General features: G+C 38.0%; 28 protein-coding genes. 27 read left to right on the forward strand and 1 reads right to left on the reverse strand.

What is annotated here, in order from left to right:
* The first annotated feature begins 61 nt into the window (after positions 1-61).
* The 15 genes from NSQ95_RS08165 to NSQ95_RS08235 all read left to right on the forward strand — a co-directional run bounded on the left by NSQ95_RS08165 (position 62) and on the right by NSQ95_RS08235 (position 13,149).
* Positions 62-832 carry a protein-glutamate O-methyltransferase CheR gene (locus NSQ95_RS08165; protein WP_251555924.1) on the forward strand — a complete coding sequence of 257 codons (771 nt, stop codon included), beginning with the start codon at positions 62-64 and terminating at the stop codon, positions 830-832.
* 147 nt (positions 833-979) lie between these two features.
* Entirely contained in the window at positions 980-2,161 is a 1,182-nt protein-coding gene (gene aroC / locus NSQ95_RS08170) for a chorismate synthase (protein WP_169359573.1), read from the forward strand.
* Between the two features lie 3 nt (positions 2,162-2,164).
* Entirely contained in the window at positions 2,165-3,253 is a 1,089-nt protein-coding gene (gene aroB, locus NSQ95_RS08175) for a 3-dehydroquinate synthase (RefSeq protein ID WP_251555922.1), read from the forward strand.
* Positions 3,254-3,622 (forward strand): chorismate mutase, encoded by a 369-nt coding sequence (aroH, locus tag NSQ95_RS08180; RefSeq protein ID WP_169359571.1) that lies wholly within the window; start codon positions 3,254-3,256, stop codon positions 3,620-3,622.
* 19 nt (positions 3,623-3,641) lie between these two features.
* Positions 3,642-4,742: a histidinol-phosphate transaminase gene (gene hisC / locus NSQ95_RS08185; protein WP_169359570.1), complete on the forward strand. Its 1,101-nt coding sequence runs from the start codon at positions 3,642-3,644 to the stop codon at positions 4,740-4,742.
* Positions 4,743-5,840, forward strand: a complete 1,098-nt coding sequence (locus NSQ95_RS08190; RefSeq protein WP_169359569.1) for a prephenate dehydrogenase — start codon at positions 4,743-4,745, stop codon at positions 5,838-5,840.
* Positions 5,841-5,853: 13 nt separating this feature from the next.
* Positions 5,854-7,143: a 3-phosphoshikimate 1-carboxyvinyltransferase gene (aroA, locus tag NSQ95_RS08195; RefSeq protein WP_251555921.1), complete on the forward strand. Its 1,290-nt coding sequence runs from the start codon at positions 5,854-5,856 to the stop codon at positions 7,141-7,143.
* Positions 7,144-7,241: 98 nt separating this feature from the next.
* Positions 7,242-8,486 carry a tetratricopeptide repeat protein gene (locus tag NSQ95_RS08200; RefSeq protein ID WP_251555917.1) on the forward strand — a complete coding sequence of 415 codons (1,245 nt, stop codon included), beginning with the start codon at positions 7,242-7,244 and terminating at the stop codon, positions 8,484-8,486.
* A gap of 20 nt (positions 8,487-8,506) precedes the next feature.
* Complete coding sequence (locus tag NSQ95_RS08205; RefSeq protein ID WP_169359567.1) at positions 8,507-9,058, forward strand: ReoY family proteolytic degradation factor; 552 nt, start codon at positions 8,507-8,509, stop codon at positions 9,056-9,058.
* Between the two features lie 10 nt (positions 9,059-9,068).
* Positions 9,069-9,515 carry a DUF2487 family protein gene (locus NSQ95_RS08210; protein WP_169359566.1) on the forward strand — a complete coding sequence of 149 codons (447 nt, stop codon included), beginning with the start codon at positions 9,069-9,071 and terminating at the stop codon, positions 9,513-9,515.
* Positions 9,516-9,672: 157 nt separating this feature from the next.
* Entirely contained in the window at positions 9,673-10,176 is a 504-nt protein-coding gene (locus NSQ95_RS08215; RefSeq protein WP_169359565.1) for a ubiquinol-cytochrome c reductase iron-sulfur subunit, read from the forward strand.
* Positions 10,177-10,196: 20 nt separating this feature from the next.
* The gene (locus NSQ95_RS08220) at positions 10,197-10,871 is read left to right on the forward strand and encodes a cytochrome b6 (protein WP_144536871.1); all 675 of its coding nucleotides are present in this window, start codon (positions 10,197-10,199) and stop codon (positions 10,869-10,871) included.
* A 41-nt stretch (positions 10,872-10,912) separates the two neighbouring features.
* Entirely contained in the window at positions 10,913-11,692 is a 780-nt protein-coding gene (locus NSQ95_RS08225; RefSeq protein WP_251555914.1) for a menaquinol-cytochrome c reductase cytochrome b/c subunit, read from the forward strand.
* A 132-nt stretch (positions 11,693-11,824) separates the two neighbouring features.
* On the forward strand, positions 11,825-12,412 hold the full coding sequence (locus tag NSQ95_RS08230; protein ID WP_251555911.1) for a DUF1405 domain-containing protein: 588 nt from the start codon (positions 11,825-11,827) through the stop codon (positions 12,410-12,412).
* A gap of 62 nt (positions 12,413-12,474) precedes the next feature.
* Positions 12,475-13,149: a zinc metallopeptidase gene (locus NSQ95_RS08235; protein ID WP_251556021.1), complete on the forward strand. Its 675-nt coding sequence runs from the start codon at positions 12,475-12,477 to the stop codon at positions 13,147-13,149.
* A 782-nt stretch (positions 13,150-13,931) separates the two neighbouring features.
* Here the strand turns inward: NSQ95_RS08235 and NSQ95_RS08240 are convergent.
* Complete coding sequence (locus NSQ95_RS08240) at positions 13,932-14,801, reverse strand: YitT family protein (RefSeq protein ID WP_342560680.1); 870 nt, start codon at positions 14,799-14,801, stop codon at positions 13,932-13,934.
* A 102-nt stretch (positions 14,802-14,903) separates the two neighbouring features.
* On the opposite strand from NSQ95_RS08240, the gene NSQ95_RS08245 reads away from it, so the two are divergent.
* The 12 genes from NSQ95_RS08245 to NSQ95_RS08300 all read left to right on the forward strand — a co-directional run bounded on the left by NSQ95_RS08245 (position 14,904) and on the right by NSQ95_RS08300 (position 25,839).
* Positions 14,904-15,236: a nucleotide pyrophosphohydrolase gene (locus NSQ95_RS08245; RefSeq protein WP_251555909.1), complete on the forward strand. Its 333-nt coding sequence runs from the start codon at positions 14,904-14,906 to the stop codon at positions 15,234-15,236.
* A 2-nt stretch (positions 15,237-15,238) separates the two neighbouring features.
* The gene (gene dapB / locus NSQ95_RS08250; protein WP_298469467.1) at positions 15,239-16,015 is read left to right on the forward strand and encodes a 4-hydroxy-tetrahydrodipicolinate reductase; all 777 of its coding nucleotides are present in this window, start codon (positions 15,239-15,241) and stop codon (positions 16,013-16,015) included.
* A gap of 12 nt (positions 16,016-16,027) precedes the next feature.
* Positions 16,028-16,435, forward strand: a complete 408-nt coding sequence (mgsA, locus tag NSQ95_RS08255) for a methylglyoxal synthase (protein WP_169359559.1) — start codon at positions 16,028-16,030, stop codon at positions 16,433-16,435.
* A gap of 18 nt (positions 16,436-16,453) precedes the next feature.
* A complete protein-coding gene (gene bshA, locus NSQ95_RS08260; protein ID WP_340883708.1) occupies positions 16,454-17,584 on the forward strand; it encodes an N-acetyl-alpha-D-glucosaminyl L-malate synthase BshA in 1,131 nt (376 codons plus the stop codon).
* Positions 17,585-18,766: a CCA tRNA nucleotidyltransferase gene (locus NSQ95_RS08265; RefSeq protein ID WP_340883707.1), complete on the forward strand. Its 1,182-nt coding sequence runs from the start codon at positions 17,585-17,587 to the stop codon at positions 18,764-18,766.
* Positions 18,750-19,736 (forward strand): biotin--[acetyl-CoA-carboxylase] ligase, encoded by a 987-nt coding sequence (locus tag NSQ95_RS08270; RefSeq protein ID WP_340883706.1) that lies wholly within the window; start codon positions 18,750-18,752, stop codon positions 19,734-19,736. Before NSQ95_RS08265 ends, NSQ95_RS08270 begins: the two co-directional genes overlap by 17 nt.
* Before the next feature lie 263 nt (positions 19,737-19,999).
* Entirely contained in the window at positions 20,000-20,860 is an 861-nt protein-coding gene (gene panB / locus NSQ95_RS08275; RefSeq protein WP_340883705.1) for a 3-methyl-2-oxobutanoate hydroxymethyltransferase, read from the forward strand.
* Positions 20,838-21,686, forward strand: a complete 849-nt coding sequence (panC, locus tag NSQ95_RS08280) for a pantoate--beta-alanine ligase (RefSeq protein ID WP_340883703.1) — start codon at positions 20,838-20,840, stop codon at positions 21,684-21,686. Before panB ends, panC begins: the two co-directional genes overlap by 23 nt.
* Before the next feature lie 2 nt (positions 21,687-21,688).
* Positions 21,689-22,072 (forward strand): aspartate 1-decarboxylase, encoded by a 384-nt coding sequence (gene panD, locus NSQ95_RS08285; protein WP_169359553.1) that lies wholly within the window; start codon positions 21,689-21,691, stop codon positions 22,070-22,072.
* A 323-nt stretch (positions 22,073-22,395) separates the two neighbouring features.
* Positions 22,396-25,149: an ATP-dependent DNA helicase DinG gene (gene dinG / locus NSQ95_RS08290; protein WP_298469476.1), complete on the forward strand. Its 2,754-nt coding sequence runs from the start codon at positions 22,396-22,398 to the stop codon at positions 25,147-25,149.
* 28 nt (positions 25,150-25,177) lie between these two features.
* Complete coding sequence (locus NSQ95_RS08295) at positions 25,178-25,348, forward strand: YpmA family protein (RefSeq protein WP_144536843.1); 171 nt, start codon at positions 25,178-25,180, stop codon at positions 25,346-25,348.
* A 2-nt stretch (positions 25,349-25,350) separates the two neighbouring features.
* Positions 25,351-25,839, forward strand: a complete 489-nt coding sequence (locus tag NSQ95_RS08300; RefSeq protein WP_251555882.1) for a DUF5590 domain-containing protein — start codon at positions 25,351-25,353, stop codon at positions 25,837-25,839.
* Positions 25,840-25,844 lie beyond the last annotated feature (5 nt).

The raw sequence follows: 25,844 nt of genomic DNA on the forward strand, positions 1-25,844 counted from the left end.
TTCGAAATGACTATATTGCGATATACTTTATAGATAGGCTGGTGGAAGGGAACGATATTATTTGCAAGATTACATAAAGTTTGTAGAGTCTATTAAAAAGAAAACTGGCATCGATTTAGCTCTGTATAAAGAAGCTCAAATGAAACGACGCCTGACATCTTTATATGAAAAGAAGGGATATAAAAATTTTGTTTCTTTCTTTGAGGCGATTGACACGGACCGAGATCTTCTAAATGAATTCCTCGACCGAATGACAATCAATGTGTCTGAGTTTTATCGAAATAGCAAGAGGTGGGAAGTATTACAACAAAAAATTTTTCCAAAGCTACTAGCTGATAACAAGAGGCTTAAAATATGGAGTGCAGCATGTTCTACAGGTGAAGAACCATATACTACAGCAATGGTATTGTCTAATCATCTACCGATTAGCCAAATTTCTATTCTAGCAACGGATATTGACGAAAATGCTATTCAAAGAGCAAAGGTAGGAATCTATCCGGAACGATCGTTAGCAGAGGTTCCCTTAGATATGAAAAATAAATATTTTGAGAAGCAAGCGCCTTTTTATAAAATTGACGACACCATTAAAAGAACTGTTTCTTTTAAAAAGCATAATCTTTTATTGGATACATACGAGAGAAATCTCGATTTAATCATTTGCCGTAACGTAATGATTTATTTTACAGAAGAAGCTAAGGATCAGATTTATCAAAACTTTAGCAAGTCGCTACGTCCTGGCGGAATCCTTTTTGTTGGAAGCACAGAACAAATTTTTAATCCTACCAAGTACGATTTTGTAACAGAGGATACGTTTTTCTACCGGAAAATGTAGAACGAATTTGATTGGTAAGTGATTTTAATTTGTCGATTTTTAATGAGGAACTGTCCGCTAAAAAACGGACAGTTTTTCTTCTATACTCTAAGTAAATATGATATAGTTGAAAACAAATACTTTAGCGAGTTGAAGGGGGAAAGCGTTATGCGTTATTTAACAGCAGGTGAATCACATGGTCCACAGCTTACTGCAATCATTGAAGGGTTACCAGCACAATTAGATATCACAAGTGAAAAGATAAATAAAGAACTAAAAAGACGTCAAGGTGGACATGGTCGAGGAAGACGCATGCAAATAGAAAAAGACACAGTAGCAATTACAGCGGGAGTGCGACATGGTAAATCATTAGGATCTCCAGTTTGTCTAGTAGTAAATAATGATGATTGGAAACATTGGACTCATATTATGGGAATAGAGCCACTAGATGAGGACATGAATCCAGATGAAATAAAAAGAAAGATAACACGACCTCGTCCAGGACATGCCGATCTCGTTGGAGGTATGAAATATGGACATCGTGACCTACGAAACGTATTGGAGCGATCCTCTGCGAGGGAAACTACGGTCCGAGTGGCTGTGGGAGCTGTTGCAAAGCAACTATTAAACGAACTAGGCATTTCTATCGTTGCTCATGTAACGAAAATAGGTGGCATTGAAGCTAACCTGAATTTAGCTGAAGGTATGACAATAGATGATATACGTGAAAAAGTGGAGAACGACCCTGTCTACTGTTTAGATTCTGAAGCGTCATTGAAAATGGTAGAAGCTATTGACCAAGCTAAAAAAGCTGGTGACACGATAGGCGGAGTGGTAGAGGTCATCATTACGGGAATGCCTGCCGGTGTGGGAAGCTACGTTCACTATGACCGTAAGCTAGACGGAAAGCTTGCAATGGCAATGCTTAGCATCAATGCATTTAAGGGTGTTGAGGTTGGCTTAGGGTTTGAAATGGCTAACTTATTTGGCAGCCAAGTGCATGACCAAATTTCTTGGAATGAAGAAGATGGTTACATTCGAGATACGAATAGGCTCGGTGGTATCGAAGGTGGTATGTCTACTGGTATGCCGATTGTAATTAGAGGGGTTATGAAGCCTATCCCAACCTTATATAAACCTTTACAAAGTGTAGATATTGATACCAAAGAACCTTTTAAAGCTAGTATTGAACGTTCCGATAGCTGTGCAGTACCCGCAGCATCTGTTGTGGCAGAAAATGTTATTGCATGGGAGATAGCTTCTGCAATATTAGATACGTTTAAAGCAGATCAAATGGAAGTACTGAAATCAGATATTCAGAAACATAGAGCGTATACAAAGGGGTTTTAAGCCATGATTATCCCAGTAAAAACGAATGCATCTAATTATGAGGTTCATTTAGGTGAGAACATTTTGGAGGATTTCTCTAAAAGAAACAAAAAGACACTCGAAAATTATGATCAGTTAATCATGATTAGTGATGAAAATGTATGGAATCTGCATGAAAGTTATGTAAGAAAAAACTTTACTGCGCCATTTAACCTGTTCCTTGTTCCATCTGGTGAGTCATGTAAAACATTTGAATCCTATTTTAATGTACAATCCTTTCTATTACAGAACGGTGCATCCCGAAATTCAGCTATATTTGCCTTAGGGGGAGGGGCTGTAGGCGATTTGACCGGATTTGTTGCGGCTACGTTTATGAGGGGAATAGACTTTTATCAAATACCAACTACTATTTTAGCTCATGATAGCTCGGTTGGTGGTAAAACCGCTATTAATCACCCTCTAGGAAAGAACATGATAGGGGCTTTCTATCAGCCACAGGAAGTTATTTATGATGTTCATTTTTTGAAATCTCTACCTCTTTCAGAAGTTAAATCGGGAATGGCTGAAGTGATTAAGCATTCCCTCATTAGCGACAGTGAGTGGGTTGAAGAATTTTTCCAAATCACTTCATTAAGCAATTTGGAAAAAGACCAATTATTACAGTGGATAAATAAAGGCATCCGTGTGAAAGCAAAAATTGTGGAAATGGATGAAAAAGAAAGCAACTTTCGCAAATATTTAAATTTTGGACATACATATGGTCACGCAGTTGAAGCTGCAATTGGGTATGGAAAGATCTCTCATGGAGAAGCTGTCATGATTGGCATGATTCCTGCTCTATTGCTTAGTGAGAAGTATGGGCAACTCCCTAAAGGCTTTGCTAAAAGGTTTTATTCATTAGCTAATAGGTTGGAATATAATTTTGAGCAGATTTTAGATTGTCCGTTTGAGCAATTGGCAGCCTACATGCAAAAAGATAAAAAAACTATAAATAAGCAATTGCATTTTGCATTGCTTGAAACTATAGGCAAGCCATTTATACAGGTAGTACCGGTAGATGCAGTAAGACTGTGTGATGAAGAATTACGACAATGGATTAGGGAGGGGAAATAAGTGATAAGAGGCATTAGAGGAGCAACAACAGTCAATGCAGATTCTAATGAAGAGGTTCTTCAGGAAACGTCCCGTCTTGCTTTAGAAATGGCGAAGGCAAACGATATTGAACCAGAGTCGATTGCTTCTGTCATTATAAGTACTACATCGGATATTACATCTGCATTTCCAGCAAGAGCAGTTCGAGAAATAAGTGGGTGGGCATACGTCCCTGTTATGTGTACGCACGAAATGAATGTTCCAGGTGCGCTTGAGAAATGTATACGGCTAATGATACACGTTAACACCGTTAAATCACAAAAGGAAATACAGCACATATATTTAAACAAGGCAGTTCAATTGAGACCAGATTTATTAAAAAGATCATAATAGAATTGGGGTAAATAGGATGAAATTTAAAAAACAAATTGCTGGATTGCAAGCATACCAACCTGGAAAAACAATGGATGAAGTGAAGAAGGCATTTAATCTAGAAACAGTTACAAAGCTAGCCTCTAATGAAAATCCATATGGTGCTTCACCAAAAGTAAAGGAATTTCTCACAAATGCTTCTATAGATTTTGCTTTATACCCAGATGGATATGCTTCTAGACTTCGTACAGCAGTTGCTAATCATTTGAATGTTTCGGAGAAGCAGTTGTTATTTGGTAATGGCTCAGATGAGAATATTTTAATTGTTTCTAGAGCTATGCTTGAGCCTGGCTTAAATACTATTATGGCAGATTTAACTTTTGGTCAATACAAACACAATGCTATAGTTGAAGGCGCTGAAACTAGAACTGTTCCATTGACTGTGGATGGAGAACATGATTTAGAGCAGATGCTAGCAGCTATCGATGAAAATACAGCTATTGTATGGATTTGTAATCCGAATAATCCTACAGGGACATTAACTCCAAGTGATAAAATTAAGGCATTTGTGGAGCAAGCCCCAAGAGACGTGTTAATCGTCTTAGATGAGGCATACACCGAATATATTACGGACCCCAACTATGAAGATTCTATTTCGTTAATAGAAAATCATCCGAATGTCTTAGTAATGCGTACTTTCTCTAAAGCGTATGGGCTAGCTAGCTTCCGCGTTGGTTATGCTGTTGGATCCGAGGAAGTAATTAGCCAGTTAGAGCCGACAAGAGAGCCATTCAACAATACAGTTATATCACAGGAAGCAGCCATTCTTGGATTGAGCGATCAGCAATTTATTGCAGAATGTAAGAAGAAAAACAACGATGGAAAGTCTCAGTTTGAAGCATATTGTAATGAGCGTAATCTTCATTTTTATCCATCTCAAACAAACTTCATCATGATGGAAGTCAAAGCAGACAGCGACGAAGTTTTTCAAGGGCTCATGCAACGTGGATATATCGTTCGCAGTGGTAATGCTTTAGGTAAACCAGGATACCTGCGTATTACAATTGGGACGAAGGAACAAAACGAGGGGCTACTTCAAAAACTTGATGAAGTGTTGACTGAGTTAGGAGTAGTTTAAATGAATAAGAACATCCTGATAATAGGGCTTGGTCTTATTGGGGGCTCTCTTGCACTTGGGTTAAAGAGGAGAGACGATTTAACAATTGTAGGCTATGATTCTAATGCCAAATCTCTTGAAACCGCGAAAAAGCTAGGGGTTATAGATGAGATTGCTTCTAATATGGAGGAAGCTGCGAAGCATGCGGATATCATTATATTCGCTACTCCAGTAAGCATCACGATAGAGCTTATGAAACTCCTTCCAGACTGGGAACTAAAAAACAATGTGATTATAACCGACACAGGCAGCACCAAAAATGAAATAATGAATGCCGCTCTAAACTTGAAGCACCATGGAATCACTTTTATCGGAGGACACCCGATGGCTGGCTCCCACAAGAGTGGAGTAGGAGCGGCACGGGCCTACTTGTTTGAGAACGCTTATTATTTGTTAACTCCCTTTGTTGATGAACCAATAGAGAACGTTAATAGATTAAAAGAGTTATTACTAGTAACGAAGGCGAAGATAATCGAGATAAGTGCACATGAGCACGATCATATGACTGCTACTGTAAGTCACTTTCCTCATTTAATTGCAGCCTCTTTAGTTCATCAATTATCGGCAGAGAATAAGAGCTATCCTTTTACGAGACAGCTCGCAGCTGGAGGATTTCGCGATATCACAAGAATTGCCTCTTCCAATCCCGTCATGTGGCGAGATATAACGATGCAAAATCGTGAAGAAATCAGTAAGCAGCTTCAGCAATGGACCGAGGAAATGCTTCGTTTAAAGCATCTAATAGATGGGGCCGATGAAACAGAAATTGAAGCTTATTTTGCTCAGGCTAAACAAGTCCGAGACGAACTCCCAGTAGCGCAAGGTGCTTTATATACAGTGTATGACCTGTATGTGGATATCCCTGACTATGCGGGGGTTATCGCCGAAGTTATTGGTTATTTAGCGAAAGAGCATATAAGCATTACAAACTTGCGCATTGTCGAAACTAGAGAAGATGTGTTTGGTATTTTGGTTATTAGTTTTCAAACAATGGAGGACCGAGCACAGGCAGTTCGATGTATTGCTGCACATACATCATTTGAGACTTATATTGCGTAGGGAGGAATTAACTATGACAGTTAAACTTTTAAACTTTGGTAAGCCTTCCTTACAAGGAAGCATTAAAATACCAGGAGATAAATCAGTCTCCCACCGTTCGATTATGTTTGGGGCTATTGCGGAAGGAACAACAACGGTAGAGGGGTTTCTACAAAGTGACGATTGCCTAAGTACGATTGATTGTTTCGGCAAGCTTGGTGTAGATATTAAGGTAGACGGTGAGCATGTGCAAATCGATAGCCAGGGGATTTCTACTTGGAAGGAACCTGATGAAATTTTATATACAGGGAATTCAGGTACAACGACTCGTCTAATGCTTGGGATTCTAGCAGGCTCTAGTATTTCTTCTGTGTTAATAGGCGACGAGTCTATTCAAAAACGACCAATGAAGCGAGTCACAGAGCCGCTCAAGCAAATGGGGGCCAAGCTAATAGGTCGAGCGAATGGACAATACACCCCTATTGCCGTAGAGGGGACAACCCTAAAAGCGATTCATTATAAAATGCCTGTAGCCAGTGCTCAAGTGAAATCTGCTATATTGCTAGCTGCTCTAAATTCAGAAGGAGAGACTGTTGTAGAAGAGCTAGAAACCACTCGAGATCATACAGAAAAGATGCTCAAGCATTTCGGAGCAGAAATTTCAGTAAAAGACAATGTAATTAGCCTTCAGGGTGGACAAAAGCTAACAGGAGCACACGTTGTAGTCCCTGGTGATATTTCTTCTGCAGCATTTTTCTTAGTTGCTGGGGCTATCGCTTTAGATAGTAAGCTTGTGCTAACTAATGTTGGGTTGAACGAAACCCGTACAGGAATTATAGATGTGCTAAAAGCAATGGGTGCCACATTAACTATTGAGACACAAAATAATGCAAGTCACGAGCCAATCGGTACGTTGACGATAGAAACTTCTAATTTAGTAGGAACTGAAATTGGCGGAGATCTCATTCCAAGGTTAATAGATGAGATACCAGTAATAGCACTTCTTGCCACACAAGCTAAAGGTAAAACAATTATTAAAAACGCGGAGGAGTTAAAGGTAAAAGAAACTAATCGTATTGATGCCGTGGTCAATGAACTGAGAAAGCTTGGAGCGAATATTAATCCAACAGAAGATGGAATGGTCATTGAGGGGCCAACTCCATTGCATGGTGGCGAACTTTCTACATACGGAGATCATCGTATTGGAATGATGGCAGCTATTGCTGCGTTAGTAACCGATGGTATAGTTTCAATTGATAATCAGGAATGTATAGCCGTTTCCTATCCAAATTTCTTTGAACACTTAGAAAATGTCATAAAATAAATAAATTTCCCATACTCTCCTGATCAAGGAGAGTCTTTTTCTTGTTCAACCTTCAAAGTTCTTGTACGATTAAATAGTAGAGAAGGAATGGTGATGTTATGGAAAAAATGATTCCCTTTATCCGAGTTATGGAGGATGGAGATATAGAAAAGCTTGATGGCATGGTAGATGCTTTCTTACTAGAGGAAAATCCTGACGAGCAGTATGGATTAGCAGACTTATTAACAGAATATGGTTTTATACAAGAGGCAATAAAAACGTTAGAGCATTTAAACTTTTTATTTCCAGAGGAAGACCAACTGAAAATAGACCTCGCACAATTATTTTTAGAATTGAATAAAGAGGACGATGCTTTGGAAATGCTAAGTAATATAGAGAAGAACAGCGAGTCCTATCCACAGGCCTTACTTACATTAGCTGATTATTATCAAATGATTGGTTTATATGAGGTTGCCGAACATAAAATAGAAGAAGCAATCGCTCTATTACCGGGAGAGCCACTTTTGCAATATGCAAAAGGAGAACTTTTATTTGAAACTGGACGGTATTTAGAGGCTGCGAGACTTATGGAAGATCTTTTAGCTTCTAAAAGTGAGCTGCAAGGAGTGGATCTTTCATTAAAAATAGCTGAAATCTATAGTGCTGGAGCAGCGTATGAAGAGGCTATCCCTTATTATACAGAGGCCCTTCAAAAGGAAGCTGCACCAGAGGTTCTTTTTCAGGCAGGATATGCATTTTTCCAAGTTAGACAGTATGAAACGGCTGCAAAACATTTAAATCATCTTTTAGAAATAGACCCAGATTTCTTCTCTGGCTATATGCTTTTAGCGGAAACATACGCTATGCTTGAAAAGAATGAGGAAGCACTGAGTGCTATTACAGATGGAATCGCTAGAGATGAATTTGAAAAAGAATATTATTTATTTGCAGGTAAAATTTCTCTAAAATTGGGTAGAGTGAAAGAAGCAGAAGGTTTTCTTCAGGAAGCAATCGCATTAGACCCTGAGTACATGGATGCTATTTACATACTTTCTTCCTTGTTCTCCCAGGAGGAAATGGATGAGGAGTTAATTGACCTCTATGAAACCTTAAAGCAAGAGCAATTTGAGATGTCTTCTATGTATCCCCTTTTAGCCTCAGCATATGAGCGGTTAGAAATGTATGAAAAAGCATACGAATTTTATAAGCTTGCATATACTGAACATAAAGAGGATGCAGCATTTTTGGAAAAGTACTTATACTTCCTTTTAGAAGATGGTAAACGTGAAGAAGCAAGAGAAATTATTTTGATATTACAAGAGCTTCAGCCAGAAAACAGTGAATGGTTTGACATGATGGAATAATGATAGGAAGGAGAGGTTATGTGACTGCTTCTGTTTCAGTTGGTGAGAAAAAAGAATTTGTCCGTTGGTTTCTGAAAAAGTATCAAATGAAGAGAAGAGAATGTGTGTGGATTTTAAATTACTTAATAAGCCACGAAACAATGTTGAACAATGTACACTTTGTGGAGGAAGCCCATTATTGTCCAAGAGCTATGATTATGTCTGTTACTACATCCTCCGGAATACCTTTTAGATTTTATAAAGGTAGTATCATGACAGCAGATGCTGAAAAATCTTTTCACGATCTTCGCTTAAACCCAGATGAAGAGATGTATATACAATTGAACTTTCAAACACTGCCCCCAAGTCCCGAGTATTTAGCAGTATTAGAAGAAAACCCGTATATGCCCAAATATCTGCATATTAGTGAAAAAGATAAGCTAATTGCAGAGGATATTTTAACCGAAAGCTTGCAATCTTTTCAGGCCGAACAACTAAAAAAACAGATTGATCAAGCAATTGATGATAATAATAAAGAAAAGTTTCTCGAACTTTCCGCACTATGGAAAAATCTACCGTATAGAGAAAAATAGGAGAGATAACATGCATTGGAACGGAAAAGATAGCACAGTTTTTCAAGCACAAAAAGAATATATTGACACAGCGATAGTCCCACTTATATTAATAGATGGTTCAGAGCATGGATTTCCATTTGCTGCCTCAGCTGCAGATTTTACTTTGTCGCTAGCAAATACAATTGAAAATCAGTTCAAAGGAAGGATCGTTTTATTTCCTTCCTTCTCTTATACAGGATCTCAGGACAAGCTATCATTATTGGAGGCTTGGAATGAAGAATTTAAAAAAGCTGGATTTAAACATATCTTTTACGTTACTTCTGACAGAGAGTGGAGTACAATGGGAGAGGAACAAAATGTCCTGTGGTTCCCATCAATACCACTTGATTCCATGGATCAAAAAATGAAATTATCCGTATTGGAGGATCAATTAAGACAATTAATCCCTCGTTTTGCGAATAAGTGGGCGAATTAGTGACAATATGTTTCATTATTTGTTCACAAAGTTCATAATTCGTAGCAGGAATTATTGACCTTCCTTTTTTATTGATATATCATTGAAATGTCCTAGTATTATTAATTCAAGCAAGTATGTCCATTGGACTGACCTTTAAGTTAGAGGGGGGAAAAGGATGAGTAACAATAAAGTATCAAGACGCCAATTTTTAAGTTATACATTAACAGGTGTTGGCGGATTCATGGCAGCAGGTATGCTTATGCCAATGGTACGTTTTGCAGTTGATCCTGTATTGCAAAAATCAGAAGGTGGAGATTATGTACTGACTGAGAAGAAGATTGCAGACCTTACTGAGGTTCCTGAACGAGTAGACTTTACTTTCGAGCAGGTAGATGCCTGGTACAAGTCTGATGTAACTAGCGCTGCATGGGTTTACAAAGAAGGAGATAGCATTATTGCATTGTCTCCAGTATGTAAACACTTAGGATGCACAGTTAACTGGGAAGGTGACCCAGCACACAAAAATCAATTTTTCTGTCCATGTCACGCAGGCCGTTACGAGAAAAACGGACAGAATGTTGCAAAAACACCACCTCTAGGTCCGTTGGATCAATTTGAAGTACGTGAAAATAACGGTTTCTTAGAAATTGGAAAAGCTATAACTAACACATTAGTTTAATGTAAGGGGGTACGACATCAGTGCTTAATAAAATCTATGATTGGGTGGATGAACGTCTTGATATTACACCTATATGGCGTGATATTGCAGACCATGAAGTACCAGAACACGTAAACCCTGCACATCATTTCTCAGCATTTGTTTATTGTTTCGGGGGATTAACGTTCTTCATTACAGTTATTCAAATTCTATCTGGTATGTTCTTAACAATGTATTATGTACCGGATATCGAGAATGCATGGGAATCAGTTTACTACCTTCAAAATGAAGTAGCATTCGGTGAAATCGTGCGTGGAATGCATCACTGGGGAGCATCTCTTGTAATTGTTATGATGTTCTTACATACTTTACGTGTATTCTTTACTGGTTCTTACAAAAAACCTCGTGAACTAAACTGGATGGTCGGAGTATTAATCTTCGCTGTTATGTTAGGTTTAGGATTTACAGGTTACCTACTTCCTTGGGACATGAAAGCATTGTTCGCTACAAAAGTAGGTATTGAAATTGCCGCATCTGTACCGGTTATCGGTGGCATGATCAAAACATTATTAGCTGGTGATGAGACAATCATCGGTGCACAAACATTAACAAGATTCTTCGCGATTCATGTATTCTTCTTGCCGGCTGCTCTTTTTGCTTTACTTGCAGCTCACTTTATCATGATTCGTCGTCAAGGTATTTCTGGACCACTATAATGGGTAAGTGGAACAGATAATTCTTAAAAGGAGGGGACAATATGCATCGCGGAAAAGGTTTGAAATTTGTTGGAGATTCTCGTGTAACGGATCCTTCTAGCCGTAAAAAGAAAACTCCTAAAGACTATTCTGAGTATCCAGGTAAAACAGAAGCTTTCTGGCCTGACTTCTTGCTAAAAGAATGGTTAGTCGGAGCAGTATTTTTAGTCGGTTATTTAGTATTGACAGTTGCACATCCATCGCCGTTAGAGCGACCAGCTGATCCAACGGACACAGCTTATATTCCTTTACCTGACTGGTATTTCCTATTTTTATATCAATTATTAAAATACGAATTTGCTTCTGGACCATACAACATCATTGGAGCAATCGTTATGCCAGGTCTTGCTTTCGGAGCACTTTTACTAGTACCATTCTTAGATACAAGCAAGGAAAGAAGCCCATGGAAACGTCCATTACCAACTGGTTTCATGCTTTTAGCTATCGCTTCAATTATTTTCTTAACTTGGGAATCTGTAGCTAACCACGACTGGGAAGCTGCTAAAGCACAAGGTGAAATTAGAGAAGAAGTGGCTGTAGAAATTGATGAAACTGCTCCTGGATTTGAAATATATCAGGGCTCATCATGTATAGGTTGTCACGGTAATGCTTTTGAAGGCGGTATAGGTAAACCACTTATTGGTTTAGAATATACAGCTGAAGAAATCGTTGAAATTGCTCATGAAGGGATTGGAACTATGCCAGGTGGCACATTCCAAGGAACGGAAGAGGAATTACAACAGCTTGCTGAGTTTATCACAACTTTACAACCAGCAGAATAATCCAAAAAAAGAGAGTCAGGTAACTGACTCTCTTTTTTTAGCAATTATTCCTTTAATGAAATTTTACAAATTCTTCACAAAAAATTATAGTTATTCTAGTTATAATAAAATAGGGGAGTATGGGAAATATATATGATGACGCATATAAAATTGTTGCTCTACAATAAATCATTCATGTGGTTGTTATTTTACGTAAACCTAATCGGAACAATTTATGGATATTATTGGTATAATGGCCAATTATCTGTTACTGAAACAAAATTTCTAATATTTGTACCGGATAGTCCAACGGCGAGTCTATTTTTTACACTTGCTCTTTTAGGTTGGCTAATGAATAAAAACTGGAAACTAATAGAAGCTTTAGCGCTTATTACACTTGTGAAATACGGACTATGGGCTGTTGTTATGAATTTATGGACGTTAGTAGAAACTGGAGATATAGGCTGGATGGGCTGGATGCTAGTAGGCTCACATTTTGCTATGGCACTTCAAGCTATTCTATATATTCCTTTTTACCGATTTAAATTTGTCCATATTGTGATCGCAGCCATTTGGACGCTCCACAATGATGTGATAGACTATGTATTTGGTCAAATGCCTACGTATAGAAGCCTAAGTGAGTACGCTAGTAATATAGGCTATTTTACCTTCTGGTTATCGATTGCGTGTATTCTCTTATCGTATGTCGTATATCAGAAAAGGACAAATCGTATCAGTTGATTGCAAGGTAAATAGCATATAAAATATTAATTAGATATCGAGAGGGGGAATTTCTGTTGGGAATGTATATCGTTTATTTTGCGATAATTTTATTGTTGCCACTATACGCACAAATGAAAGTAAAAAGTACCTATAAGAAATATTCCAAAGTCCGCTCCACTTCAGGAATGACTGGTGCAGAAGTAGCTAGACGAATATTAGATGAGAATGGTTTATATGAAGTTAAGGTAGTGGAAAGTAGCGGGTTTTTGAGTGATCATTATAACCCAATGACGAAAATAGTAGCTTTATCTAGCCATAACTACCATGAGGCTTCTGTAGCTGGAGCTGCAATAGCTGCCCATGAAGTTGGTCATGCGATTCAACATAAAGAGGCATACTCTTTCTTAACATTACGACACAAGTTAGTACCAGTAGCTAATATTTCTTCCAATGCCTCATGGGTATTTATCATGATTGGTATCTTTGCTACTTCTACTAATATGCTGTTATTAGGTATCATTCTTCTTGCTATGGGGGTTGTATTCCAAATCGTTACACTTCCTGTAGAGTTTAATGCTTCTAGTCGTGCTATGAACCAAATGGTTTCATTAGGAGTAATTAGAAACGAAGAAGAGCGTCACGCTAAAAAAGTATTAAGTGCAGCAGCATTAACATACGTTGCAGCAGCAGCAGTTGCCGTATTAGAATTATTACGTTTAGTATTAATCTATACAGGAATGTCAAGAAGCGAATAAACAAGAAAAGCGCAAGCGCCTGTCTCTGCCCCGACAGGCAAATGGAGAATAGCGAGGAGGCAGTTCCTCAGCCACCGGAGCTATTATCCATTTGACCCCGAGGGGTAAGGCGCTGAAGCTAGACATCAAGAAAAGCGCAAGCGCCTATGTCTGCCCCGACAGGCAAATGGAGAAAAGCGAGGAGGCAGTTCCTCAGCCACCGGAGCTTTTTACCATTTGACCCCGAGGGGCAAGGCGATAAACTCAATTTATCCATAGCTTCAGAATTTTATAAAACAAAGGAGACTATCTTAGCTTGTTGAGATAGTCTCTTTTAATGAATAGCTTTGTTAAAGTTATTGGTTGATTTTGACTAACAATTCCTTTTTATAGTGACTGTAAACATAAACAATTGAACTTTCAAATGGCTATTAAGAACATAAATAGATGATGAAAATGGGGTTGGTGACAGTTTTTTAGCTTTGTTTATGCGAGTAAATTTATTAGTTCTTTATCAATGCTAAAGCTGTTCCCATTTATTGATTGGAGCGAAGACGGCGACTCCAGTGGGATGAGTGAGACAGATAAGTCATCACAACCGCGCGCGTTAGCGACGGGTGATGGCTTATCGCTCACCCCACGGAAAGCGTCCGGCTGGGGCGGAAATCAATTCTACTCTCTGATCTAAGATTTCTTTGGATTATAAATCAACCCTACCCTTTAACATAGCCTAATGAATAACAACAATTCTTAACAAAAGAGCATGCTTACACTGTAGAAGTGTGAGCATGCTCTTTCATAATTTAAAGCAACGGTTTTTTTTGTTCATCTAACGTAAAGCCTTCGCCCATGACATCGTTCATTTCTGTTACCGAAACAAAGGCATGCGGATCAACAGAAGCTATAATCGTTTTTAAACGGATAATTTCATTTTTAGAAATGACACAATACAATACTTCACGATCTTTTTTCGTATAATGTCCGTATCCTTTTAAGACGGTAACCCCACGATCCATTTCATTTGTAATCCTATTTGCAATAGCGTCCTGATGGTCAGAAATTATAAATGCTCCACGAGCAGCATATGCACCTTCTTGAACAAAGTCAATTACACGTGCGCCTACAAATACTGCTACAAGCGTATACATCATAGAACGAATATCTAAGAAGGTTAACCAAGAAACCATGATAACCACGGCATCAAACATAAACATGGTTTTACCCATACTCCAACCAAGATACTTTTGAGCTAGTCTAGCAATAATGTCAACGCCACCAGTCGTTCCGCCAGCTCGGAAGATAATACCTAAACCAACACCGATAAACACACCAGCAAAAAGAGAGGCTAAAAATAAATCATCATTAATTCCTAGCTGAATTTCGTAGATTTGGGAAATTTTCAGGAATACGGAAGCAGAAAAGGTTCCGATTAATGTATAATAGAACACTCTCCTACCTAAAAGCTTCCAACCCAAAATAAACATAGGTATATTTAATACTAAATTCATTACAGATACATCTAAATGAAAGACAAAGTACAAAATTAATGTTATTCCTGAAAAGCCGCCTTCCCCTAGTTCGTTTTGCATATTAAAGTGTACAAAGCCGAAACTAAATATTGCAGAACCTAAAATAATCATTAATATATTCTTTAATTTTAAACCAATCCCCATTGTACCACCTCATTTTATAGTCCATACTAAATCTATATTATTTTTTTGCTTTTGACAACACCCTTATATTTTTATTACGATGAATGAAGGAGAGTGAGATTAATGAAAGAAACAAAATCATTAAATATGCTTCAACAAGAAGTTGATACATACATAAACCAATTTAAAGAAGGTTATTTTCCTCCTATGGAGCTTCTAGCAAGATTAACAGAGGAGCTAGGTGAGCTTTCGAGAGAGGTACAACATAAGTATGGTACTAAGAAAAAGAAGCATACGGAAGTACAAAAAGAATTAGCTGATGAAATGGGAGACTTCTTCTTTGTGTTAATCTGTCTGGCTAACTCTGAGGGCATAGATTTAGAAGATGCCTTACAAAAAGTTTTACATAAATATAACACTCGAGATAAAGATCGCTGGACTAAAAAGGAGGACTAACTATGGTGATTAAAGTAGCTATAGCAGGACCAAGAGGGAAAATGGGAAGAGAAGCAGTTAGTACTGTTATTAAAAATGCAGAATTTTTATTGGTTGGACTACTAGATTCTAAAAAACATGAAGAAACTCTAGGAGATAATATACCTATCTTTACATCCCTAACTGAATTAATTGAAGAAACTGCTCCAGATGTTTTAGTGGATTTGACAGTTCCGTCTGCTGTATATGACCATACAATAACAGCATTAGAATATGGTGTAAGACCTGTAGTTGGAACGACTGGATTTTCTGATGCACAACTAGATAGTATTAGGAATTTAGTGGAAGAAAAACAAATTGGCTGTATCATTGCACCTAACTTTTCTATTGGTGCAGTATTAATGATGAAATTTGCTCAAACTGCTGCAAAGTATTTACCGGACGTAGAAATTATTGAAATGCATCATGACGAAAAAATAGATGCACCTTCGGGCACTGCTATTAAAACTGCTCAAATGATACAAAACACTAGAACAGAGGCAACGCAAGGACATCCACAGGAGGAAGAAATCCTTCCTGGAGCAAGAGGGGCGAATTTTGAAGGTATGAGAATTCATAGTGTTCGACTGCCAGGCTTAATCGCTCACCAACAGGTGTTATTAGGTGGAGACGGTCAACTATTAACATTGAGACATGACTCATTCAATAGAGGCTCTTTTATGTCTGGTGTGGTATTGTCTATTAAAGAAGTAATGTGTCAAAATAAATTAATATATGGATTAGAAGAGATTATTTTATAGGAGGAAAACGTGATGAGAATCGCATTGGTGGCTCACGATAAGAAAAAAGAGGATTTAATACAATTTGTAACAGCATATAAGCCTATTCTTGAAGAGCATGAGTTATTTGCTACTGGTACAACAGGTACACGGATTATAAATGAGGTCGGTCTCTCTGTTTTTAGGTATAAATCAGGTCCACTAGGCGGAGACCAACAAATTGGTTCTGCTATCGCTAATAATGAAATGGATATGGTTATTTTCTTTCGTGATCCCCTTACAGCGCAGCCTCACGAGCCGGATGTTACTGCTTTAATCCGCCTTTGTGACGTTTATCAAATCCCATTGGCAACTAATATGGGTACTGCTGAAATTCTCCTTAAAGGAATCGAAGAGGGGTTTCTAGACTGGCGTCTTTTAGAAGAACGTCGGGGTAGATAAAGAAAAGAGGACATATACATGCGTAAACTAAAAATAGGTATCACTTGCTATCCTACTGTTGGTGGTTCCGGAGTTATAGCTACTGAGCTAGGAAAAATGCTTGCTGAAAAAGGGCATGAGATCCATTTCATCACATCTAGTGTTCCCTTTCGTTTAAACAAAATTTATCCAACTATTACGTTCCACCAGGTGGAGGTAAATAGTTACTCTGTATTCCAGTATGCCCCTTATGATATTGCTTTGGCTAATAAAATGGCTGAAGTAATTCAAGATGAGGGCTTAGATGTTCTCCATGTCCACTATGCAATACCACATGCGGTTTGCGCAATCCTTGCTAAGGATATGGCTAATTCTGATATTGGAATTGTTACAACTTTGCATGGGACAGACATTACAGTTCTAGGTTATGATTCATCGTTGACGGGAGCCATTCAGTATGGAATTGAAAAGTCGGATGTCGTTACAGCCGTCTCTACATCGTTAGTGAAACAAACTAGAGAGCTAATTACGACCAAAAAAGATATTGAGACGATATATAATTTTGTGGATGAAAGAGAGTATCACAAAAAGGATGCAAACAACCTAAAAGAATTATTAGGCATTAAAGAGAATGAAAAGGTTGTCATCCATGTATCCAATTTTAGGAAAGTCAAGCACGTTCCGGATGTTGTAAAAAGCTTCGAATTAATGCATAAAGAAGTCCCAGCAAAACTCCTATTAGTAGGGGATGGTCCAGAAAAGCATCCAGTGATGGAATATGTGAAGGGTAAGCCAATTGAGAAAGACGTTCTTTTTCTTGGAAAACAAGAAAATGTTTCAGAGCTATATTCTATTTCTGATCTGATGCTACTGTTATCTGAAAAAGAGTCATTTGGTTTAGTATTACTGGAGGCAATGGCTTGTGAGGTTCCATGTATTGGAACTGCCGTCGGTGGTATACCTGAAGTAATAATACCTGGTGAAAATGGATATTTGGTACCTCTTGGAGATATAGACAGTGTTGCCGAATATGGTCTGAAAATATTGAAGGATCCTCATTTACATAACCAGTTAAAGGAAAGGGCAGTCCAAATCGTAAAGGAACGTTTTAGCTCCTCGCAAATAGTAGAGCAATATGAAAAGATGTATGAAAGAGTGGCGAAAAAATAAATGAAAAATCGATGGCCAGATGCTTATAAAGTAATCTCCGTACTTGAAAATGCTGGCTTCGAAGCATACGTGGTTGGTGGAGCAGTAAGAGACTTCGTGAGAGGTGTGCAAGCTAACGATGTAGACATAACAACTAATGCTTTACCACAACAAGTAAAAGAATTATTTGAACATACCATTGATGTGGGAATTGAACATGGAACTGTTCTTGTTGTTTTATCAGAACCAATTGAAGTTACAACCTTTCGATCGGAGACTACGTATAGTGACCATAGAAGACCGGATGAAGTTAAATTTGTTCATACGCTTAAGGAAGACTTAAAGAGACGTGATTTCACGATTAACTCGATGGCTTTAACTAAAGAAGATAAGTTAATCGACTTCTTCGGAGGAAGTTCCGATTTAGAAAAAGGTACGATCAAGGCAGTAGGGAATCCAAAGGAACGGTTTTCCGAGGATGCCCTTAGGATGCTACGAGCTATACGTTTTTCAGCACAATTAAATTTCACCTTAGATAGCTCGACACAAGCTGCCATCAAAGAGCTTCATCCTTTAATCAGTCATATCTCTATAGAGAGAGTAAAAGTAGAGCTAGAGAAAATTTGGGTTAGTAATTACCCCTCCAAAGGAATGGATTTGTTTGTTTCGACTGGAATATCTCAACATTTCGTAGGGAATTGGGTAGATTCAATCTCTAAATGGGGAGATTTTAATAGCTTTGGGATGAAAGCAAATGGATGGGCATTTTTCATATTAATGAATAAAGATTCTAACCATACTGAGCTACTTTCTGCCTTTAAATGCTCCAATTTAGAAAAAAAACACGTCAAGGAAGTGCTCCGTGCTGTGGAATCTTTGAATAATGGGAGCTGGGATTCTGTGGAGCTGTTTCAGTTTTCGGATGAAGTATTGATTGCAGCAGCGAGCTATGGAAGGGTCCTATTTAATATCGAGCATTCATATACCCCAGAGATCTTGAGAGAAGAAAAAAAGAAGTTAGCTATTTCGTCTAAGCGAGATGTAGTAGTTAGTGGCAATGATTTAATGGAATGGAAGCAGGAAAAAAGAGGCCCTTGGATTAAAGAAGCTTTAGATAAGTTAACAATAATGATTTTGAACGAAGAACTAAAAAACGACAGAGCACAGATAAAGGAATGGTTTTTTCGTGAGTATATCAATTAAAGAAAGAATTATTTCGAGACTCCAGGCTGCAAAGGGAGACCCAATTTCTGGTCAAGCACTCGCAGAAGAACTAGAGATTTCTAGAACGATGGTATGGAAGTATCTTAAAGGACTTGGAGAAGAAGGCTACGAAATTGAAGCTATAAAGAAAAAAGGCTATATTCTTAAACAGATGCCGGATACTTTAGCTAGTGAACGTATTTCACTTCATCTCGAAACAAAAGAACTAGGTAAAAATATTATATATTATCCGGTTTGTGATTCTACTCAGACGATTGCTACAAACAAAGCGAGAGAGGGTGTCGCTCATGGAACGTTAGTAGTATCAGAGGAGCAGACTGCTGGTCGTGGTAGACTAGACCGTTCTTGGGAATCTTCAGCTGGAAAGGGGATCTGGATGAGTCTCATACTCCGACCTAATATTAGTCCTCAATTTGCTGCACAGTTTACGCTAGTAGCTGCTGTAGCAATCGCCAGAGCAATAGAAGATACTACAACCTGTGTGCCAAGCATTAAATGGCCTAATGATCTGCTCATTAATGGGAAGAAAGTGACTGGCATCCTTACCGAGCTTCAGTCAGATATGGACCGTGTACAAGCTATTATTATTGGAATGGGTATCAATGTAAATCAGACATCAGAATCCTTTGAAGGACCTTTGGAATCTATTGCCACTTCTTTAAAGTTGGAAACTGGAGAACATGTAGACAGAGCTCTCCTAGCTGCCAAAGTTCTATTTTATCTAGAAAAATATAGTGATATGTACATCACTCTAGGTTTTGAACCTATTAAACTCATTTGGGAGAGCTATAACTGTACTATTGGCAATAGGATTAGAGCTACTACTCTTAGGGATACAATTGAGGGACAGGCTATTGGCATTACTAATGATGGAGCTTTGCAGCTTCAATTAGATAATGGAGAAATAAAAGGTATTTATTCGGCTGATATTGATTTACTCAAAATTTAATTTGGACGTTTTCGTCTAATTCTGTTATTCTGTATGCGAAGGGTAGTATCTTTTTAGAACTACACCGGTAAGTTACTTTTTTAAATTAAATAGTCTGCCTTGATCTATGAATGACAGGGACGGAGAAAACCGATGAATTTAAATTTTCTGCCCTTCTGTCCAAGTTAGGATTGAAGGGCTTTATATTTGGTTTTCTCTTCTATTTTACCAAAGGTAAGCTTATGTGCTAGACCGAGGTAATAATTTTATAAGGAGGGAAATGGATGAAAACAACGAGTGATTTTTTGAAAATGAAAAGTAATGAAGAAAAGATTTCTATGATCACAGCTTATGACTTCCCAACAGCCAAATTTGCTGAAGAAGCTAATGTCGATATGATTTTGGTAGGGGATTCAGTTGGGATGGTAGTGCTAGGGTACGATTCTACCGTAACAGTTACGATGAATGATATGATTCATCATGGTAAAGCTGCTAGAAGAGGAGCACCGAATACATTTTTAGTTGTGGATATGCCATTTGGAACATATCACGGAAATATCGATCAGTCGCTCTCTAACGCAGTTCGTTTAATGCAGGAGACGGGTGCACAGGCTGTAAAGCTAGAGGGAGCAGGAGCAATTATACCTGTAATTGAAAAGCTGACATTTGCTGGTATACCGGTAGTCGCTCATTTAGGATTGTTACCTCAATCTGCAGGAGTTCTGGGTGGATATAAAGTGCAAGGGAAAACTGCGGAAGCTGCGCAAAAACTAATTGAAGATGCCAAAAAATGTGAGCAGGCGGGAGCTTGTGCTGTCGTGTTGGAGTGTATCCCTTATCAGCTAACAGAGCAAATATCGAGTGCTCTCATGGTACCAACGATAGGAATAGGAGCTGGTTCGACTGCGGACGGCCAAGTATTAGTATTCCATGACTTGGTTAAGTATGGATCTCATCATATACCGAAGTTCGTAAAAGAATATGCGAATGTGGGGGAACCTATTTTAAGCGGTATTAAGAAGTATGTAGAAGAAGTTAAAAATGGTGCATTCCCTGCTACAGAGCATTCTTTCACCATGAAGGATGATCAACTAAACCAACTATACGGAGGTAATCCTAGCCATGCAAACAGTACAAAAGATTGATGAACTTAAAGCAATTATTGCAAAACATAAACAACACTCTATTGGTTTTGTACCAACGATGGGGTATCTACACGAAGGCCACCAAGCACTACTTACTAGAGCTCGAGCAGAAAACGAGTTCGTAGTTGCTAGTATCTTTGTAAATCCAGCACAGTTTGGACCAAATGAAGATTTAGATAGATATCCAAGAGATATTGAACGAGATACAAAGATTGCTGTAGAATCTGGAGTAGATTTACTATTTGTTCCAACGCCTGATGAAATGTATCCTTTTGAAAGTGGGATTACGATACATGCCGGTGATATTTCTACCAAGCTATGTGGTTCCACACGTCCAGGTCACTTCGATGGTGTACTAAAAGTAGTATCTAAGCTATTTCATTTAGTTCAACCTACAAAGGCATATTTTGGACAAAAGGACGCTCAGCAGCTTGCGATTATTAAGCTGTTTGTTGAAGCATACAATTTCCCGCTAGAAATAGTTGCTGTTCCAACTATACGTGAAGAAGATGGATTGGCTAAAAGTTCGCGAAATGTATTTCTTAGCGCGCAAGAACGTGAAGTTGCCCCTCATATTTACAAGGCGCTTACGCTGGCAAAAGAGAACGTGCATCGCACGGGGGATGTACAAAAGGCTATTGCTGAAGCTAAACAATATATAATTGAAAACACATCTGGTAAAATAGATTACCTGGAGGCTTTGGCTTATCCAACACTACAACCTGTAAACGAGTACACAGAAGAAGTCTTATTTGCAGCTGCCGTATTTTTTGAAAAAGCAAGATTAATTGATAATATAATAGTTAATATGAAGGAAGTGCAGTAATAATGTTAAGAATGATGTTAAACAGTAAAATTCACCGAGCAGTAGTCACTGAGGCGGATTTAAACTATGTAGGCAGTATTACAATTGACCAAAATATCCTGGATGCAGTAGGAATGCTGCCAAATGAAAAGGTTCATATTGTCAATAACAATAATGGGGCACGCTTTGAAACATATATTATCGCAGGAGAACGTGGAAGCGGTGTAATTTGTGTAAATGGAGCTGCAGCACGCCTTGTTCAACGTGGAGATATAGTAATTATCTTGTCTTATGCATACGTAATGAATGAAGAAGCAAAAAACCATCGTCCAACAGTAGGAATTATGAACTCAGATAATACGATTAACCAAATTATCAACTACGAGCCAGAAGCAACAGTCATGTAATAATTGCACATGGAGGTGGCTGGAGAAAAAAGCCCCTGGATTTCAAAAGTCCCCGGAAATTTTACCAATCGTAAAATTTCCGGGGCTTTGTTTTTTATTGCTATTGCAACTTTCTCTCTAACAAGCTAGATCTGCACATTTTTTCGTCTAAATAGGATTTGAATTGTTTATTTGAGAATGAAAGAAGTAGGGATAATAATTTTAATTTTTTTTAAGTCCTACATATATTTCGTTTCTAATAAAGTAATGTGGTACAATTTTTAAAAAGCAGTGCTCGAGCGCTTGTTAGAATGCTTTTAATTTTAATGATGGTGAGATGAAGTGTGTTGGAAAATCATAAATATGCAGTTGTCGATATTGAAACAACAGGCCATTCATCTGCCAATGGTGACCGAATTATTCAGCTTGCAATTGTTTTTATAGAAAATAATAAAATAACGGGCTCCTTTAATACGTTTGTAAATCCGCAAAAACAAATTCCTCTATTTATTCAGGATCTAACTAACATCAAGGAAGAAGATGTCAAGGATGCTCCTAGATTTGAAGAGATTGCCCCAAAAGTGTTGGAAATGTTGCAAGATCATATTTTTGTTGCTCATAATACGAACTTTGACTTAACGTTTCTTCAGCAGGAGCTAAAACGTGTAGGATTACCTAAATTAGTTTGTAAATCGATTGATACAGTGGAATTTGCAAAGCTGATGTTTCCTAATATTTATAGTTATAAACTTCAGGATATAGCAAATGAGCTACATATAGAGCTTGAATCTGCCCACCGAGCAGATGACGATGCGAAGGCTACAGCTTATTTACTGCTGAAATGTTTTGATCAGCTACAAACGCTGCCAATGAAAACAATAGAACTTTTACATAAGAGATCCTTTCAATTAAAATCCAATCTAGCTCTTATATTTTTTGAAGTGCTGACGATGAAAAGAAAAATGTATGACTCAAAGGATTATTTAGAATATCGAGGGATCCCTTTACAATATGAAAGAGATGAGCCTCTTCCAACGCAAAGTGAGCTAGTTTACCCAAGCTCTTTCGACGAAAAGAAGCAGTTATTCCAACAAGGAAGTTTAAAGCTGGAGGAAAGAACTGGCCAATTTGAGCTTATGGATAGAATTCACCTAGCGCTGTCCGAATCTAGAGAAATAGTATGTGAGGCCGAGACTGGGATAGGTAAAACATTAGGGTATTTAATCCCTGCTGCTATTTATGGAATAGAGCAAGGAAAGCCAATTATTATTAGTACCTACACTACTCATCTTATTGATCAACTAATAAATGAGGAAATACCGAAGCTTCATGACATTTTGAATATAAATCTTCGAGTAGCTAAACTAAAAGGGATTAACCACTATATTGACCTTTATCGTTTTTGGGAGCATCTTCAGCAAGATGACGAGTCATATGATGAAACCTTCACTATCATGCAGATTTTAGTTTGGCTTACTATGACAGAGGAGGGTGATCTTTCTGAGCTTAATGTCTCTGGAGGTGGTTTACTCTTTGTTGATAAAATAAGAAGAACCTCTGAGAAGATGATAAACGACGTAAAAGGAATTGACTTTTATGAGAGAGCACTTCTTCGGAGTAAGGATTGCGATATACTTGTGACGAATCATTCTATGATCATAGCAGACAAGGATAGAGAAGTTAAACTTTTAGAGAATGGCTGTGCAACTATCATTGATGAAGCACATCAAATGATCCATGCTAGTATTTCTCGAAAAGAACGTATTTTTTCCTATACTAATTGGAAGTATATTTTAGGCCAATTTGGAACGTTAGATACCGATCATCTACTTTACAAACTGTCGCTTATAAACGTCTCTTTATCCGTACGACTCCGCATAGAGAAGCTTTTTGTAAATGTTGTAGAGTCGTTTGATCTCGCTATGTCTCACATCATTTCTTCTATACAAAGCTTCCCTCATAAATCTAAAAGTACGAAACGTACGAATACGATGGAAGAGTTAGAACTAGATAAATCATATTTTATCAAAGTAGCTAAAAATCTGCAGACGTTTATATATTCCACAAAGCCATATGTTGGCTCGTCCAAGAAAAACCTATTGGACCCTCAATTAATAGTTATCGTAAATGAGTGGGAATATTGGCTACGGGAGCTAGAGATTAAAGTAAGTGAGTGGGATGAAATATTTCTTCAGGATGGTGAAGAAGAAGCAAAATGGCTCGAACTAGATAATAGGAGTGTGCCAGGGAGCCTTACTATCATCAAAAGACCATTAGATTATCAAGAGGATATAAAAGAAGCAATGGCTCCGTTAAGAGATAGTGGAGGTATTATTTGGACGTCGGGGACTTTGACCGTACCATCTAACAAATACTTTATCACTTCACAGCTAGGGCTTAGTTCGAGTGTGCCGATTCATCAATTTAAAGTAGAATCTAATTTTTATAATGGGGCAGAGCTCCTAATTATTGAAGATATGCCGGATATTCAGCAAGTTTCACAATCTGACTATATTGAGTCAGTGGCAGAAGCAATTGTTCAGACAGTGCTAGTAACTGGCGGAAGATGCTTTGTATTATTCACCTCACAAGATATGCTTCGAAAAACGGTTGAGTTAATACAAGAGACTAACCTGCTCGAAGATTATATGCTGTTTGCCCAAGGGATTACAACTGGCAGTAGAATGCGTCTATTAAAATCCTTTCAACGCTTCTCGAAATCTGTACTTTTCGGCACCAATAGCTTTTGGGAGGGCGTAGATGTGCCAGGGGAGGCACTGTCTGTCGTGATCATGGTGCGTTTACCTTTTTCATCACCAGATGACCCATTATTTAAAAAACGTGCAGAATTAATGAGCAGAAACGGGCTTAACCCATTTTCATCCTACTCTTTACCAGAAGCAGTTCTAAGATTTAGACAAGGATTTGGTCGTTTAATTCGTTCCTCCGCTGATAAGGGAGTATTTATCGTATTAGATAGAAGAATTGAGACTAAGTCGTATGGGGCTGATTTTTTACAGGCGATTCCTAACATACCTGTAAAGAAAGTATCACTAGAAAATATAGTCTTAGAGCTAGAAAATTGGTATACTAATTAAGGATGAGTATTAGAAAGCGGGTAGAAATATGGAAAACAAAATCGAAGTCATCTCCACCGTCACCGTACAATACCAATCAGATCTATACAAAATAGTAGATGCATTGAACCGTTCTTTGAAGGAAAAGGATTTAATGTTTGGATTGGCATTAGATAAAGAAGACCAAGAAAAAGCAGTCTTTACCATTTACAGGACCTAAATATGGCACTTAAAAGATGGCTATTATTTATCGTTATTTTTACAATTAGCCTAACCGCAATCCTTAGCATTCTTATATATACTCAGGCTCGGGAGCCATTTAAGGAAGCCTTAACGTCTGCAGAATCTTATACACTAAAGAATAACTTATTGGAGACAATTGATGAATCCTATGTGTATAATAGTACCGACTCTTATCAGACGATTATAGGTAACACAAAAGATGGCGCCAAAAAAGCATTTTTTATCCCTCTGAAGGCAAATGAAGAGCCTATCATGGAGGTAAGCTTTGAAGAGGGTATATCAAAAGAAGAAGCCATCTCCATCGTTTTGGATGGAGAGCAAGAAAGTAAGGTGCTCCACGCTAAGTTAGGTGTGGAAGAGGTTGGCCCTGTATGGGAGATTACCTTTGTCAATTCAAAGGATAATCTAAACTACGTTTATCTATTATTTGATAACGGCGACTGGTGGAAGAGAATATCCAATTTGTAAAATTT

The sequence above is a fragment of the Psychrobacillus sp. FSL W7-1457 genome (assembly GCF_038593405.1).
Classification (GTDB): Bacteria; Bacillota; Bacilli; order Bacillales_A; family Planococcaceae; genus Psychrobacillus.

Coding starts and splice junctions, on each gene's coding strand:
- NSQ95_RS08225 (WP_251555914.1), top strand. CDS start 10,913: ATGCATCGCGGAAAAGGTTTGAAATTTGTTGGAGATTCTCGTGTAACG.
- NSQ95_RS08300 (WP_251555882.1), top strand. CDS start 25,351: ATGGCACTTAAAAGATGGCTATTATTTATCGTTATTTTTACAATTAGC.
- NSQ95_RS08235 (WP_251556021.1), top strand. CDS start 12,475: ATGTATATCGTTTATTTTGCGATAATTTTATTGTTGCCACTATACGCA.
- NSQ95_RS08265 (WP_340883707.1), top strand. CDS start 17,585: ATGAAAAATCGATGGCCAGATGCTTATAAAGTAATCTCCGTACTTGAA.
- NSQ95_RS08245 (WP_251555909.1), top strand. CDS start 14,904: ATGAAAGAAACAAAATCATTAAATATGCTTCAACAAGAAGTTGATACA.
- aroC (WP_169359573.1), top strand. CDS start 980: ATGCGTTATTTAACAGCAGGTGAATCACATGGTCCACAGCTTACTGCA.
- NSQ95_RS08200 (WP_251555917.1), top strand. CDS start 7,242: ATGGAAAAAATGATTCCCTTTATCCGAGTTATGGAGGATGGAGATATA.
- hisC (WP_169359570.1), top strand. CDS start 3,642: ATGAAATTTAAAAAACAAATTGCTGGATTGCAAGCATACCAACCTGGA.
- aroB (WP_251555922.1), top strand. CDS start 2,165: ATGATTATCCCAGTAAAAACGAATGCATCTAATTATGAGGTTCATTTA.
- NSQ95_RS08190 (WP_169359569.1), top strand. CDS start 4,743: ATGAATAAGAACATCCTGATAATAGGGCTTGGTCTTATTGGGGGCTCT.
- bshA (WP_340883708.1), top strand. CDS start 16,454: ATGCGTAAACTAAAAATAGGTATCACTTGCTATCCTACTGTTGGTGGT.
- NSQ95_RS08230 (WP_251555911.1), top strand. CDS start 11,825: ATGATGACGCATATAAAATTGTTGCTCTACAATAAATCATTCATGTGG.
- NSQ95_RS08295 (WP_144536843.1), top strand. CDS start 25,178: ATGGAAAACAAAATCGAAGTCATCTCCACCGTCACCGTACAATACCAA.
- NSQ95_RS08215 (WP_169359565.1), top strand. CDS start 9,673: ATGAGTAACAATAAAGTATCAAGACGCCAATTTTTAAGTTATACATTA.
- NSQ95_RS08240 (WP_342560680.1), bottom strand. CDS start 14,801: ATGGGGATTGGTTTAAAATTAAAGAATATATTAATGATTATTTTAGGT.
- panD (WP_169359553.1), top strand. CDS start 21,689: ATGTTAAGAATGATGTTAAACAGTAAAATTCACCGAGCAGTAGTCACT.
- panC (WP_340883703.1), top strand. CDS start 20,838: ATGCAAACAGTACAAAAGATTGATGAACTTAAAGCAATTATTGCAAAA.
- NSQ95_RS08210 (WP_169359566.1), top strand. CDS start 9,069: ATGCATTGGAACGGAAAAGATAGCACAGTTTTTCAAGCACAAAAAGAA.
- panB (WP_340883705.1), top strand. CDS start 20,000: ATGAAAACAACGAGTGATTTTTTGAAAATGAAAAGTAATGAAGAAAAG.
- mgsA (WP_169359559.1), top strand. CDS start 16,028: ATGAGAATCGCATTGGTGGCTCACGATAAGAAAAAAGAGGATTTAATA.
- aroA (WP_251555921.1), top strand. CDS start 5,854: ATGACAGTTAAACTTTTAAACTTTGGTAAGCCTTCCTTACAAGGAAGC.
- dapB (WP_298469467.1), top strand. CDS start 15,239: ATGGTGATTAAAGTAGCTATAGCAGGACCAAGAGGGAAAATGGGAAGA.